This is a genomic window from Rhodococcus sp. OK302 (assembly GCF_002245895.1).
Classification (GTDB): Bacteria; Actinomycetota; Actinomycetes; order Mycobacteriales; family Mycobacteriaceae; genus Rhodococcus_F.
This window is the reverse complement of sequence record NZ_NPJZ01000001.1, coordinates 2,864,884-2,878,847: the sequence shown is the minus strand read 5'-3', so window position 1 is coordinate 2,878,847 and position 13,964 is coordinate 2,864,884. Positions and strand designations below refer to the sequence as shown.

The following is a 13,964-nucleotide window of genomic DNA, read 5'->3' as shown; positions in this document are numbered from 1 at the left end:
GTCTCCTGTGAGTCGACGACGAATTCGGATCCAGGCTAGTAGCTTCATCCACATACTGCGACAGCGTTGGACAAGACAGCGCTCGAACCGAGGAGACGTGTGAACCAGTACATCGCCGCCATCGATCAGGGCACGACGTCCAGCCGATGCATGATCTTCGATCACGACGGCTCAGTCGTCAGCGTTGCTCAGAAGGAGCATGAGCAGATCTTTCCGCAAGCCGGTTGGGTGGAACATGACCCGGTAGCGCTGTGGATCAACACCCGTGAGGTGGTGGCGGGTGCACTCGCGAAGGCCGACCTCACCCGCGCCGACATCGCTGCCGTCGGAATCACGAATCAACGTGAGACAACGGTGGTCTGGGAGCGCAAGACCGGCAAGCCGGTCTACAACGCCATCGTCTGGCAGGACACGCGTACCGATCAACTCTGTCAGGAACTCGGTGGAGAAGACGGACCGGACAAGTACCGCGCCAAGACCGGCTTGCCCCTGTCGACGTATTTCTCCGGGCCGAAGATCCGATGGATTCTCGACAACGTGGACGGTGCGAGAGAGAAGGCGGAGGCCGGCGAATTGTGCTTCGGCACCGTCGATACCTGGATCCTGTGGCACCTCACCGAGGGCACTCACGTGACAGATGTCACCAATGCGTCACGCACGATGCTCATGGATCTGGAGACGTTGCAGTGGGATGAGTCCATCTGCGCCGATTTCGGAATCCCGATGTCGATGCTGCCGGAGATTCGCAGTTCCTCCGAGATCTACGGCAAAGGCCGCCCGCGCGGAAACCTAGCCGGAGTACCCGTCGCCGGCATCCTCGGCGATCAGCAAGCCGCCACCTTCGGTCAGGCGTGCCTCGCCGAAGGTGAAGCCAAGAACACGTACGGCACCGGCAACTTCCTACTGCTCAACACCGGCACGACGCCGGTACACAGCAAGCATGGTTTGCTGACCACCCTCTGCTACAAACTGGGCGACGCCCCGGCCGTCTACGCACTCGAAGGTTCTGTCGCCGTCTCCGGCTCCCTCGTTCAGTGGCTGCGCGACAACCTCGGAATCATCCAGAGCGCCAAGGACATCGAGCCCCTGGCCTTGACCGTCGAAGACAACGGCGGCGCCTACATCGTTCCCGCGTTCTCCGGCCTGTTCGCCCCGCGCTGGCGCCCCGACGCTCGTGGTGTCATCGTCGGTCTCACCCGTTTCGTCAACAAGGGCCACCTGGCGCGGGCCGCCCTCGAAGCCACCGCCTACCAAACCCGCGAGGTCATCGACGCCATGCGCAACGATTCCGGCGTGACATTCTCCGCATTGAAGGTCGACGGCGGAATGGTGGTGAACGAAACCCTGATGCAGTTCCAATCCGACATCCTGGGCGTGCCCGTCATCCGTCCCGTGGTCAACGAGACAACTGCCTTGGGCGCGGCCTACGCCGCGGGCCTGGCCGTTGGTTACTGGGCCGATACCGACGACATCCGAAACAACTGGGCCGTCGGCAAGACCTGGGAGCCTTCGATGGCGGAGTCCGAACGTGCGCGTCTGTACGCCGAGTGGAACAAGGCCGTCGAGCGCACGTACAACTGGTCGGACTAGACGAGAACAGCGGCAGCGAAGGCGTCGCGCAGCTTCTGCGCGGCGTCTTGCAGCACCGTTTCGGGATACGTCGCAAAGCACAGGCGAGCCGATCGGCTCAGATCGGCGTCGACAGCGAACGCGTTGCCGGGGACAAATGCCACACCATGTTCGACGGCAATATCGAGTACGGATGCGGTATCGACCTCCGCCGTGGTGTCCATCCAGCAGAACATCCCACCGCGCACGGTCGAGAACCGCGCAGTGTCACCGAAGCCGTCTTCCAATGCACTGACCAGCGCCTTGGCCCGGCTTCCGTACGACGCACGCAACATGTCCAGATGCGCGTCAAGCCACTCGTGATCCGAGAACAAGTCGGCTGCGATCTGCTGCGTGAGCGAAGAACCACACAGGTCTGCGCCCTGCTTGATCAACTCGACCGCCTCGCACACCCGGCGATCACCGTGAAGCCAACCGACACGTAGTGCCGGCGCCAGCACCTTCGATGCACTGGAGAGCCGAATCACTCTTTCGGACAACGCTGCAACCGGAAGCGGCGGCGGGCCGTCGAAGTAGAGCTCCCCGTACGGATCGTCCTCGAGAACCCAGAAGCCGTATCTATCGGCAAGATGCGCAAGATGCGCACGGCGTTCCGCCGAGAGCACGGACCCACGCGGATTGTGGAAATTGCTTACTGTGTGAACAACTTTGGGTCGCAGGCCGGCGACCAGTTTCGCTTCGAGAGCTGCGGTATCCATGCCGTCTGCGTCGAGAGGCACTGGGACCAACGTTGCCTGCGCAGTCCGAAAGACCTGCAGCGCACCGGTATACGCAGGGTCCTCCACTACGACAACGTCACCGGCGTCGAGCAAGACCTGCGCGAGCAGACTCAAACCTTGCTGACTGCCGTGCGTGATGACGACGTCGGAAGAGTCGAGCGTGCGCCCGATTTTGACGGATTCACGTGCGGCAATCACTTCACGGAGGCGTCGTAACCCGGAAGTCTCGCCGTACTGAACCGACGAGGGATCCCCGAGCGCATTGTAGGCGGCCTTCGAAATGCGTTCTCGCGGAATGAAAAGTGGATCAGGTAATCCGCCGGCCAGGCTGATCACGTCAGGGCGAGCCGTCAGAGTCAACAGGTCTCGGATTGCGGAACTACGGAGTCCATCCATACGAGCAGACAGCGCGGCGTGTTTCATGTGAACTCCCAGGCACTCGAAGCAAATTCAGAGGAATAACACTCTGAGCCGCCGAAGGGGTTGCCGGGCGGGGAGAGCGCCGAGGTACCGATCCCTGATTCGACCGGTACCTCGACTATCCCACCATCACACCAATATGTGAAATCTAATTCTCAGATTCTAGGAATCAGTCGAGGTCGTCGTGGCGCATGAGCTGACGCGCGGCCTCGGTGATCGAACCTGTCAGTGAGGGGTACACGGAGAACGTCTGCGCCAGATCGTTGACGGTCAGGTTGTTCTGAACCGCCATCGCGAGCGGAAGAATCAACTCGGATCCGTTGGGCGCAACCACAACTCCACCGATAACCACGCCGGTGGCCGGACGGCAGAAGATCTTCACGAAGCCGCGACGCAGGCCGGACATCTTGGCACGCGGGTTGGTGTTGAGCGGCAACATGACGGTGCGCGCCGGAACCTCGCCGTCGTCGATCGCCGCCTGCGTGACACCCACCGTCGCGATTTCAGGGCGCGTGAACACTGCCGACGCCACCGTCTTCAGCTTGATGGGGCTGACGCCTTCACCGAGCGCGTGGTACATCGCAATGCGGCCCTGCATGGCAGCCACCGACGCGAGCGGCAGCAGACCCGTGCAGTCGCCCGCCGCGTAGATACCCGAGGCCGTGGTGCGCGAGACGCGGTCGACCCGAAGGTAGCCGCCCTTGTCCAGCTCGATGCCGACCTTGTCGAGGCCCAGGTTATTCGTGTTCGGGACCGAACCAACCGTCATCAGGGCATGGCTGCCCTCGACCGTACGACCGTCGGACAGCTTCACGATGATGCCGTCCTCGGTGCGCTCGACGGCGTCGGCGCGAGCATGCTTGACCAAGATCACACCGCGTTCGGCCAGTGCATCTTCGAGTACGAGGGCGGCGTCGGCGTCTTCTCCCGGGAGCACGCGGTCACGGCTGGACACGAGCGTGACCTTGACGCCCATCTCCGTGTACGCGGACACGAACTCTGCGCCGGTCACACCGGAACCGACAACAACGAGGTGCGACGGCAGCTCATCCAAGTCGTAGAGCTGACGCCACGTCATGATGCGCTCGCCGTCCGGCTCGGCACCCGGGATGATCCGGGGGCTGGCGCCGGTCGCGATGAGCACGACGTCGGCGGTGATGGTGCGCTGCTCACCGTCGGCGAGGGTCGCCCGCACCTGGTGAGTGGCCAAACCCAGTTCCTGGTCGATCAGTTCGGCGCTGCCGGAGAGGACCTCGACGCCGACCGTCTGCAGGCGAGCACGAATGTCCGAGGACTGGGACAACGCGAGCGCCTTGACTCGGGAGTGAATCTTGGGGAGCGAGACCGTAGCCTGCTCGGGATCGAGCGTGATGCCCAGATCGGATGCACGACGCATATCGGTACGGATGCCGGTCGATGCAATGAAGGTCTTGGACGGCACACAGTCGAAGAGGACACAGGCTCCACCGACTCCATCCGAATCGATCAGGGTGACGGTTGCGCCGTGCTGGGCAGCAACCAGCGCTGCCTCATATCCGGCAGGTCCGCCGCCGATGATCACGATCCGGGTCATGTGTCCTCCAAGTAATCAGGCGACCGACAGGGGTCTCCCGCCGATCTACTCACCTAAAACGAGCACGCGTGGGTCACGCTATTGCAGCGAACGACGTCGCGCAGTGCTTGCACCAGATTACTAGCGTGCAGTGGTCCGCTTCGCTTCACCCTTGCACCACCGTTTAGGCTTGCGCCCGTGTCGATTTATGCTGCATACGGTTCCAACATGCACCCCGAGCAGATGTTGTTACGCTGCCCACACTCCCCCATGTCGGGGACGGGATGGTTGCGTGGCTGGCGCCTGACGTTCAGCGGCGAGGACATGGGCTGGGAAGGTGCTCTCGCCACTGTGGTGGAGGACCCCGATTCCAGCGTCTTCGTCGTTCTGTACGACGTCCCGGAAGAGGACGTCGTAAGCCTCGACCGCTGGGAAGGCGCAGAGCTCGGCCTACACCGCAAGATCCGGGTGCGCGTCGACACGGGCGACGGCGCAGTACTCGCCTGGCTGTACGTCATGGACGCCTACGAGGGCGGCCTTCCGTCAGCTCGTTACATCGGAGTAATGGCCGACGCTGCCGAGATCGCCGGCGCTCCGGCCGACTACGTCCGTGAACTGCGGACGCGGAACAGCCGGAACGTGGGCCCCGGGAATGGTTTGACCGACTAGAGCAGCAGGAAGTACGCCAAGCCTGCCAGCACGATAAGCACCAACGCCGCGCTCACTCCGATCGCGACACGTGCGTAGCTGCGCTTGGCAGGCTCGATCACGGCGACTGCAGCTTCCGGTTCCACTGCGACGGCAGTCGCGGTGGCAACGCGAGGAACGTTCTCGAAAACTTCGGTGACGTCGTGTGACGGCGGCAGTCCGATGGGCACGATCTGGTGCGACGTCGAGGTGAAGCCTGCCGCAAGGATTGCCGCACCGAGCGCAGCGGACTGTTCCGGCCCGGGTCCGAGTTCACAACGCACACTGAGCTTTTCGGCAACACTGACGGCAATTGCCGTCATCGCAGCTTTATCGCCGGCCATATCGCCGTCGCCGGTCACAACTACGGCGTCGAGGTTCTCCGGCATCCAACCGAAGGCACCGAGAGCCGTCGCGATCCGCGAACTCGGAGAACTTCCGTCACCGGCAAAGCCGAAGGCACGGCCGGCCGCGACACCCGAGCGAACCAGCGTCACGGCCGCTCCTGTGTCGTCGACGTGATAGATCCCGATGAGTGTTCCGGCCAGTGCGGCAATCTCGGATTCGAACCACGCCGACACCGCCTCGGCATCCGAGACGAGAGTGATGCGCTCGAGGCCCGCGTACACAAGCGAATCCCGCAGAATCGCAGCTGTCGACGAATCCCAGCGCGACGGGTACGTCGCCACAATGTCGGGTGCGCCGCCGTCGCGACCGCCGCGATCAGGCAGCGGCTCACATTCTTGCAAGAGACACCGAATCGAGGTTGCCACCAGATCCTCAGCGCGATAACGGGTATCAGCGGTTCCCGCAACGCCGCTCGGATCTCCGACGCGGCCGACAAATCCACTCCAACTCTCGGCGAATTCGCGACCCGCGCCCAATTCCGGCTCACCGCCGAGCACGGTTCCGCCGTCCTTGCGCTTATTGAGAACGGTATCTCGCACAATCACCACCGGATCAGCAGAACCGGGGTCGTTCGACGCCACCACTGCCGTCGACACCACTGAGCCGATTCGCACTCCTACACCTATCGACATGCCCGTACCTTCACTCGAACCCAACGAAAAACGGTGCCCCCGACGGGAACCGGTAATAACCGAGAACTAGACCGAGAATCAGGCCCCAGAGCCAGGCCCCAGAACCAGTCCCGCGAGAACCTTCACACCGACACCGAGTGCACGCTCGTCCAAATCGAATGTGGGCTGGTGAATGTCAAGTTGATCCCCTTCACCCGACCACACGCCCAACCGCGCCATGGCACCGGGAACCGTCTCGAGATACCACGAGAAGTCTTCTCCACCACCGGATTGCGGGGTGTCCGCCAGGGCGTCCTGCCCGACTGTGCCGATGGCGTCCTCGAACATACGCGTCGAGACTTCGTCGTTGACTACCGGCGGGACACCACGTCGATAGTTCAAGTGATAGCGAACGCCGGTGGGGGCGAGCAGTCCGTGCACGATTTCCTCGACGAGAGGCTCGAGCAGTTCCCACGTTTCGTGATCACCGGTTCGGACCGTGCCGGTCATCATGCCGGTCTGCGGAATCGCATTGGGAGCCTGGCCGGCACTGACAGCGCCCCACACCATGACGGTGCCGGTGCGCGGATCGATACGTCGGCTGAGCATTCCGGGCAAGCCCGTGACCACTGTTCCGAGCGCGTAGATCAGATCGGTGGTCAGGTGTGGCCGAGACGTGTGCCCTCCCGGAGAGTCCAGAACCACCTCGACGGTATCGGCGGCTGATGTGATCGGTCCCAGTCGCATACCGACCTGTCCGGCCTCGAGTCGCGGATCGCAGTGCAGAGCAAAGATTCTCGACACACCGTCGAGCGCGCCGGAAGCAATGACGTCGAGCGCACCGCCCGGCATCACTTCCTCGGCGGGCTGGAAGATCAAGCGAACGCCGACCGGCAGTGCCGGCAGCGATGCCAAGGCCAGTCCGGCACCCAACAGAATCGTAGTGTGGGCGTCGTGCCCGCAGGCGTGGGAAACACCGGGAACGGTCGACGAATACGTCGCTCCCGTTGCTTCCTGCATCGGCAAGGCATCCATGTCAGCGCGCAACGCGATCCGCGGTCCGTCCGGACCGATGTCACACGTCAGACCGGTGCCGCCGGGAAGAATTTTCGGCGTGAGACCGGCCGCTGTGAGTCGTGTCGCGACGAATTCCGTTGTCGCGTACTCATGGCGGGCCAACTCGGGGTTGGCGTGAATGTGCCGTCGCCACGCGACAAGATCGTCGGTATGCGCGTGAATCCAAGTATCGATTGCCGCGTTCACCGGCGATCTACTCCTTCCAACAAGCGGGCGCGTTCCGATGGATCGGACGCTACCCGGACAGCAGTGCGGGCCAATGCGATTGCGCCGTCGATGACGGCGCGATCAGCAGATTCCGTGACACAGGCCGCGGCGAACTCCGGTTGATGCGTCACTGCCCCAGCAGAATCCAAACCGATAACCGGGTGAATTCCTGGAATCACGTTGGTGACATTACCCATGTCGGTACTGCCGAGCGGACGCGAGCGTTCCCATTCGAGCGCCAACGGCACCCGTCCCAGATCTGCGATCTGCTCGCGGTACACATCCGCCAGCCACGGGTCGGGTGTCAGTTCCGTGTATGTCGGGGATACCGTGCGGATTTCGTGTGTGCAGCCGGTACCCAAGGCCCCGGCAGCAAAACAGGCCTCCGCACGCTCGGACAGATTTTCCAGAGACTCCGCTGTCTCCGCGCGTAGGTAGTACAACAATTCCGAGCGCGCCGGAACAATGTTCGGAGCAGCGCCGCCGTCGCTGACGATGCCGTGAATCTGCTGCCCCGGCAGAAGGTGCTGACGCAGCAGGCCAACCGCCACCTGCGCGAGGGTCGCGGCGTCCGCTGCATTGAGTCCGAATTCCGGCGCTGCCGACGCATGGGCTTCGCGACCGAAATAGTTGACCGCAATATCCGAGAGCGCCAGGGACGTAGCGCCGACGATATCGATGGGCCCCGGATGCACCATCATCGCCGCACCCACTCCGTCGAATACACCACGCTCGAGCATCAGCACCTTGCCCCCACCGGTTTCCTCGGCCGGGGTTCCGATCACTCGGACGGTGATATCGAGTTGATCGGCAACAGACGCCAACGCGATACCGGCACCGACAGCGGCGGCCGCAATGATGTTGTGCCCACAGGCATGACCGATTTCCGGAAGAGCGTCGTACTCGGCACAAATCGCGATAACCAACTCGCCGCTGCCGTAGGTCGCGTCGAAAGCAGTCGGAAGATCGGCGATGCCCCGTGTGATCGCAAAGCCGTGCTGCCCCAATAGTTCGGAAACTTTGGCTGAGCTGCGGAATTCCTCGAACGCAAGCTCCGGATCGCTGTGAATCGAATGCGACAGCGCAATCAGATCGGTCTCCACAGACCTGACTGCACCGTCGACATTGTGATTCACCGGATCATTGTCTCACCCGAACGAGAAGTTGCTCTTGTCAGTCACCCGTCCAAGATCAGCCAACACGTCACGATGAATTCCGGCCTTGATTCCTGCCAGGTTCTTCCCGTGCGTCGCGGTCAGCGCAGCAGCCTTGGCAACAGCTGCCGCGAGCACCGCATCACCGTCCACGGTCTCCTGCACAATTCCGGCGGCGAGCGCGTCGACGCCTCCGAAACGACGGCCAGTCGTCATGGCCTCGACCGCGGTCTGCTTGGGTAGGCGGCCGTTGAGGAGCGCGGACATTCCCACGGTGAACGGCATGTTCAAGCTGACCTCGGGCAAGCAGTAGAAACCGCGATCGCTGCGCATGATCTGGAAATCGTGAGCCGTCGCGAACATTGCACCGGCACCGAAGGCATGACCCTGGACTGCGGCCACAGTTGCCATCGGGAAGGCCAGTAGACGGCTGTAGAGGGTGTGCACCTTGTCCAGGTACCCCGGCAGACCGTCGGCATTGGAGAAGATCCACGTCGTGTCCAGGCCGTTCGTGTAAAATTTGCCTGTTGCCGTGGTCACCAGCGCAGCCGGGCCCTCATGAGCCTCGACCTCGTCGAGTTTGCTGTGCACCGCGTCGATCCACTCGGGACTGAAGCGGTTCTCGTTGTCCGTTTCGCCCTCGTTGCCGAGGTACAGGATGAATACGTCGCCGTCGCGTTCGAGATAAGGCATGGATGGGAGACTAACGCCCCAGCGCACACTCTACGAACCGACCCGACTCGCCAGTAGGGTTGCTCACATGGGAACGATCGCCGAAGCCGCTGCCGCCGCTCTGTCCGCCATGACGGGAAGCCCGTCGCCGACCGTCGCCGTGGTCCTCGGATCCGGATGGACCGACGCGGCCGACCAGTTCGGTGAACCCACCGCCGAAGTGTCGATGGCCGATCTGCCCGGCTTTGCTCCGCCGTCCGCTCTGGGCCACGTCGGCACCATTCGCACGGTCACCGTCGGCAACACCAACGTGCTACTCCTCCTCGGGCGCGCGCACGCGTACGAGGGCCACGACCTCGGCGTCGTCGTTCACCCCGTCCGCACCGCAATTGCTGCCGGCGTCGACACGGTCATCTTGACCAATGCGGCCGGCGGAATCCGGGAGGACTACACCGTCGGACAGCCCGTTCTGATCAGTGACCACCTCAACCTGACCGCCCGATCACCGTTGGTCGGAGCGGAATTTGTCGACCTCGTCGACGCCTACTCCCCCGAACTTCGCGACTTGGCACGGTCCATCGATCCCGATCTTGCCGACGGTGTGTACGCCGGACTTCCCGGTCCGCACTACGAAACCCCGGCCGAAATCCGAATGCTGCGCACACTCGGCGCCGACCTTGTGGGCATGTCGACGGTTCACGAAACAATCGCGGCCCGCGCACTCGGGGCGCGGGTTCTCGGAATATCCATGGTTACCAACCTCGCCGCCGGAATCACCGGAGCTCCCCTCGACCATCAAGAAGTGCTGGCCGCCGGCAAGGCATCTGCCGCCCGAGTGGGAAAGCTGCTGCACCAATTGGTCAGTGAACTGTGAACCAGGCTGTACAGGACTGGATCAACTCGGATCCCGATCCGGCCAGCCGGGCAGAACTGGAAAGATTGTCGGAACCTGAACTAGCCGAACGTTTTTTGTCGCCGTTGACATTTGGCACGGCCGGATTACGTGGGCCGGTACGCGCCGGCCCCCACGGCATGAACCTTGCCGTCGTCATTCGCACCACCGCCGGACTCGGAGCGTGGCTGGGCGCGCACGGCCACGGCGGATCCCGCGTCGTCGTCGGCCGCGACGCCCGCCGCGGTTCCGAGGCATTCGCTACCGCTGCAGCCGAAGTCCTCACCGCAGCCGGATTCGAGGTGATACTCCTCCCCCGTCCGCTTCCCACTCCCGTTGTGGCATTTGCGGTCCGACGGCTCGGAGCCTCCGCCGGAATCCAGATCACCGCCTCGCACAACCCGGCGGCAGACAACGGTTACAAGGTGTATCTCGACGGCGGATCCCAGCTTGTTTCACCGGCCGACCGCGAGATCGAAAGTGCAATCGCTCGGATCGGCGGTGCGTCGGACGTGCCGAGAACTGCAGTATCACCCGTCGACAATTCCCTGGTAGAGCAGTACATCAGCCGCGTTGCGACGCTTCCCCACGGTCATGCCCGCAACATCCGCATCGCGATCACGCCCTTGCACGGCGTCGGCGGGGAAACTGCGCTTTCGGCACTTCACGCGGCCGGATTCACCGACATACACGTCGTAGCAGAACAATTCGATCCCGATCCGAATTTCCCGACCGTCGCATTTCCCAATCCCGAAGAACCCGGTGCAGCCGATGCTGTGTTGGCCCTCGCCGAACAGGTGAACGCCGACCTCGCGATCGCCCTCGATCCCGACGCCGACCGCTGCGCCGTCGGGATCCGAGACGGCGAGGGATGGCGGATGCTCAGCGGGGATGAAACCGGAATACTCCTCGCCGATCATGTCCTCGCCACAGCACCACCAAACTCCTTGGTAGCAACAACAATTGTGTCGTCGACACTCCTGTCGAAGCTCGCACCGACGCGCGGAGCGCGGTTCGCGAGCACCCTCACCGGATTCAAATGGCTGACCCGAGCCGGCGACGGCCTCGTCTACGCCTACGAAGAGGCCATCGGACACTGCGTCGACCCCGACGTCGTCCGAGACAAGGACGGCATTTCCGCGGCCGTTCTTGTCTCCGATCTGGTTGCCACGCTTGCCGAAACCAACAGAACATTGATCGATGTACTGGGCGATTACGCCCTCGAATTCGGCTATCACCACGGGGACCAGGTATCGCGCCGAGTGGCTGACATCAGCGCAAGGATGAGCCGGCTACGAGCCAACCCGCCGGTCGAACTTGCCGGCGAAAAGGTTGTCGCCGAAGACCTTTCCCTCGACGAATCGCCCCGCCACACCGACGCGATCGTGTTCACCGGAGCTACGACGCGCGTCGTCGTCCGCCCGTCCGGAACCGAGCCGAAACTCAAGGTTTATCTCGAAGTCGTGATTCCGGTGAACAATCGCAGCGAACTCGCCCAAGCCCAGGCAGCAGCAAAGGCCCGGGCTGACAAGCTCCGGGCCTTCGCAATGAATCTGTAGAACAAGTCGCTCAGCGCGGTCCGAACTGCCGATCGCCCGCATCACCAAGGCCCGGAACGATGAAGGCGTTCTCGTCCAGTCCGTCATCGATACTGGCCAAAACCAGACGCACAGGATGGCCCGACGCAGCCAGAGCGTCGACACCGCGCGGCGCCGCGACGACACACACCGCCGTCACGTCGGTAGCGCCGCGAGCGACGAGGAGGTCGATCGTGTGCACCATCGATCCGCCGGTCGCCAGCATCGGGTCGAGAACAAATACCGGGATGCCCGACAGGTCCGCAGGCAACGATTCCAAGTAGGGCACCGGCTCATGGGTGACTTCGTCTCGCGCCATACCGACAAAGCCGACACCAGCCGACGGAATCAACGAACTGGCCTGCTCGACCATGCCCAGACCCGCACGAAGGACCGGTACCAGCAGCGGAGGCTTCGCCAGACGGATACCCGTCGTCGCTGCGACCGGAGTGTCAACGGGGAATTCCTCGACCTCGGCGTCGCGCATTGCCTCGTAGACAAGCATGTGAGTGAGTCGACGCAGGGCCGACCGGAATGTCGAGTTGTCGCTGCGCGCATCACGCATTGTCGTCAGGAGGGCCGCTGCCAGCGGATGGTCGACCACGTGCGTTTGCATGACTAGAAGGATAGTTGCTCGGGAACCGACAGCGCTTGTGCGGCGTCCAAGAAAGGGAGACAAGCGCAACCGGGGGGAAGAGAAGTTGGACAATTTTGTAGCTCGTACCGAGGATATTTCAGAGTTCGGCTCACGACTGGGCGTCGTCGCCGACACCATTGCTCAGGCACGGGCCGACGCAGCCCGCAACAACCACAGCGGACTCAATGCAGTCCTGGGGTTGATCGCCGAAGACTTCGTTCGTGTCACGGGGGACGCGCAACGGACTCACGTCGACGACCTCGACCGGCTCGGTGTCGTCATTTCCAGCGTCTCGGCAGCCACATTCGACGCCCATGACCTCTACCGAGGAACCGACGAAACAGTCCGCCGGACCATCGCAGATGCGGCGCGAACATGATCCCCGTCGACGCTCTGGCCCGGCCGATCATCGACCTGTTGCAGACGCTCGGAAGTGGAGTTACGGATTCGAACGGCCCCGATGTCGGAATCCGCATCGCGTCGGACGTCCTGGAAATCGCCTACCAATTGGGCTCGGCTGCGCTCGGCGAACTTGCCGGCGGCGGAACATCCACTGCCGGAATGACTGCAGCGAGCACGATTACCGAGCAGACGCAGGCATCCACTCGCGCCCTGACCGATCGTGGGACTTCGATAGCCGGAATTGTCGACGAAGCAACAACAACGGTGTCGTCCGGTGTCAACGAACTGAACAACATCCTTCAGTCGTTTCTCACGCTCGCAGTGCAAGCCGGACCGTCCTTGATGACCCCGCCCGGCCAGTTGATGCTTGTTTCGGCCGCATTCGAACATCTCGGTCGAGCGATTTCGGTCGTCGAGAGGATGCGCGGCGACCTCGCCGGATCCACCGACAAGATGTCCGAGATGGTTCCGTCGGTAGCGATTCCCGACGCTGTACCGGGAACCGGACCAAGCGTGTCGACTTCAGACGCCGTCATGGCGTCGCGAAGTTCGGATGCCGGGCTCCAAATCGACCTTCCCGACGGAACCGTTGCCTCGGCCCCCAACGCCGAAGCTGCCGCCGCGGTACGCAATGCCCTCACTCAACAGGGCGTTCCGTACGCCTGGGGCGGCACGACACCGGGCGTCGGCCTGGATTGCAGCGGGCTGACGCAATGGGCGTACGGCCAAGCCGGAATCGACATTCCGAGGCTGGCGCAGGAACAGAGCATCGGCAGTCCAGTCGATCAGAACAATCTCCTGCCCGGTGACCTCGCAGTCTGGGACGGTCACGTCGCCATGGTGATCGGCAACGGCCAGATGGTCGAAGCAGGCGACCCCGTGAGCGTCAGTCCGGTTCGAACTTCCAACATCGGCATGGGCTTTCACGGCTTCTACCGACCGACCGAATAAGTAGGAACATGCAGAATCCACCGCAACATCAGCCAACCGCCATCACTGCCGTTGCCGCAAATCGCAGCGGCACCATTGCCCTTCGAGCTACCGAGCAAGCCGTTCCGATCGACCTCCGCATCCACCAGGACGAACTGCGGTACGGCGGGTCTCATCTGGCTCGGAACATCCTGGCTCTCGCGAATCGAGCCGGACTCGAGGCCGGTGCCCGTCACCGCATCGAGTTGGAAGGAAGCGGCGTTCCCGACGCCATATTGACCGCCCTCGGACTCGCTACCCGAGAGCAACTCGCCGAGGCCCAGGACGCCGCAGAACAAGCTGCCGATGCCCCGACAACATGGATGCGTGCGATATGAACGAGATGGACAG

Annotated in this window: 14 protein-coding genes; 7 read left to right on the top strand and 7 right to left on the bottom strand. The window is 63.0% G+C overall.

Annotation, left to right across the window (positions count from 1 at the left end):
- The first annotated feature begins 99 nt into the window (after positions 1 to 99).
- Positions 100 to 1,590 carry a glycerol kinase GlpK gene (gene glpK / locus BDB13_RS13190; protein WP_094272036.1) on the top strand — a complete coding sequence of 497 codons (1,491 nt, stop codon included), beginning with the start codon at positions 100 to 102 and terminating at the stop codon, positions 1,588 to 1,590.
- Here the strand turns inward: glpK and BDB13_RS13185 are convergent.
- Both BDB13_RS13185 and BDB13_RS13180 read right to left on the bottom strand, forming a co-directional pair.
- Positions 1,587 to 2,771 (bottom strand): aminotransferase-like domain-containing protein, encoded by a 1,185-nt coding sequence (locus tag BDB13_RS13185; RefSeq protein ID WP_094272035.1) that lies wholly within the window; start codon positions 2,769 to 2,771, stop codon positions 1,587 to 1,589. The two genes, glpK and BDB13_RS13185, sit on opposite strands and share 4 nt — an antisense overlap.
- A gap of 166 nt (positions 2,772 to 2,937) precedes the next feature.
- Positions 2,938 to 4,341 (bottom strand): NAD(P)H-quinone dehydrogenase, encoded by a 1,404-nt coding sequence (locus BDB13_RS13180; RefSeq protein WP_094272034.1) that lies wholly within the window; start codon positions 4,339 to 4,341, stop codon positions 2,938 to 2,940.
- Between the two features lie 177 nt (positions 4,342 to 4,518).
- Between BDB13_RS13180 and BDB13_RS13175 the strand changes: the two genes are divergently transcribed.
- On the top strand, positions 4,519 to 4,989 hold the full coding sequence (locus tag BDB13_RS13175; protein ID WP_094272033.1) for a gamma-glutamylcyclotransferase: 471 nt from the start codon (positions 4,519 to 4,521) through the stop codon (positions 4,987 to 4,989).
- Here the strand turns inward: BDB13_RS13175 and BDB13_RS13170 are convergent.
- The 4 genes from BDB13_RS13170 to BDB13_RS13155 form a co-directional block, all read right to left on the bottom strand.
- Positions 4,986 to 6,047 (bottom strand): hypothetical protein, encoded by a 1,062-nt coding sequence (locus tag BDB13_RS13170; protein ID WP_176459574.1) that lies wholly within the window; start codon positions 6,045 to 6,047, stop codon positions 4,986 to 4,988. The genes BDB13_RS13175 and BDB13_RS13170 overlap by 4 nt on opposite strands.
- A 78-nt stretch (positions 6,048 to 6,125) precedes the next feature.
- Complete coding sequence (locus BDB13_RS13165) at positions 6,126 to 7,289, bottom strand: M20 family metallopeptidase (protein WP_094272031.1); 1,164 nt, start codon at positions 7,287 to 7,289, stop codon at positions 6,126 to 6,128.
- Complete coding sequence (locus BDB13_RS13160; protein WP_094272030.1) at positions 7,286 to 8,446, bottom strand: M20 family metallopeptidase; 1,161 nt, start codon at positions 8,444 to 8,446, stop codon at positions 7,286 to 7,288. Before BDB13_RS13160 ends, BDB13_RS13165 begins: the two co-directional genes overlap by 4 nt.
- A gap of 12 nt (positions 8,447 to 8,458) precedes the next feature.
- Positions 8,459 to 9,157, bottom strand: a complete 699-nt coding sequence (locus BDB13_RS13155; protein WP_094272029.1) for an enoyl-CoA hydratase/isomerase family protein — start codon at positions 9,155 to 9,157, stop codon at positions 8,459 to 8,461.
- A gap of 67 nt (positions 9,158 to 9,224) precedes the next feature.
- Here BDB13_RS13155 and BDB13_RS13150 point away from each other — a divergent pair, with 67 nt between their 5' ends.
- Both BDB13_RS13150 and BDB13_RS13145 read left to right on the top strand, forming a co-directional pair.
- Positions 9,225 to 10,010, top strand: a complete 786-nt coding sequence (locus BDB13_RS13150; RefSeq protein WP_094272028.1) for a purine-nucleoside phosphorylase — start codon at positions 9,225 to 9,227, stop codon at positions 10,008 to 10,010.
- Between the two features lie 158 nt (positions 10,011 to 10,168).
- Positions 10,169 to 11,587, top strand: a complete 1,419-nt coding sequence (locus BDB13_RS13145) for a phospho-sugar mutase (RefSeq protein WP_441347231.1) — start codon at positions 10,169 to 10,171, stop codon at positions 11,585 to 11,587.
- 10 nt (positions 11,588 to 11,597) lie between these two features.
- Here BDB13_RS13145 and upp read toward each other — a convergent pair whose 3' ends face one another.
- Entirely contained in the window at positions 11,598 to 12,221 is a 624-nt protein-coding gene (gene upp / locus BDB13_RS13140; RefSeq protein WP_094272026.1) for a uracil phosphoribosyltransferase, read from the bottom strand.
- Between the two features lie 85 nt (positions 12,222 to 12,306).
- On the opposite strand from upp, the gene BDB13_RS13135 reads away from it, so the two are divergent.
- From BDB13_RS13135 to BDB13_RS13125, 3 genes are read left to right on the top strand one after another with little or no spacing between them, the layout of a single operon-like run.
- Entirely contained in the window at positions 12,307 to 12,621 is a 315-nt protein-coding gene (locus tag BDB13_RS13135) for a type VII secretion target (RefSeq protein ID WP_254922808.1), read from the top strand.
- Positions 12,618 to 13,595 carry a C40 family peptidase gene (locus tag BDB13_RS13130; protein ID WP_094272024.1) on the top strand — a complete coding sequence of 326 codons (978 nt, stop codon included), beginning with the start codon at positions 12,618 to 12,620 and terminating at the stop codon, positions 13,593 to 13,595. The genes BDB13_RS13135 and BDB13_RS13130 overlap by 4 nt, the downstream gene beginning before the upstream one ends.
- 8 nt (positions 13,596 to 13,603) lie before the next feature.
- Positions 13,604 to 13,951, top strand: a complete 348-nt coding sequence (locus tag BDB13_RS13125; protein WP_094272023.1) for a hypothetical protein — start codon at positions 13,604 to 13,606, stop codon at positions 13,949 to 13,951.
- The last annotated feature ends 13 nt before the right edge of the window (positions 13,952 to 13,964 follow it).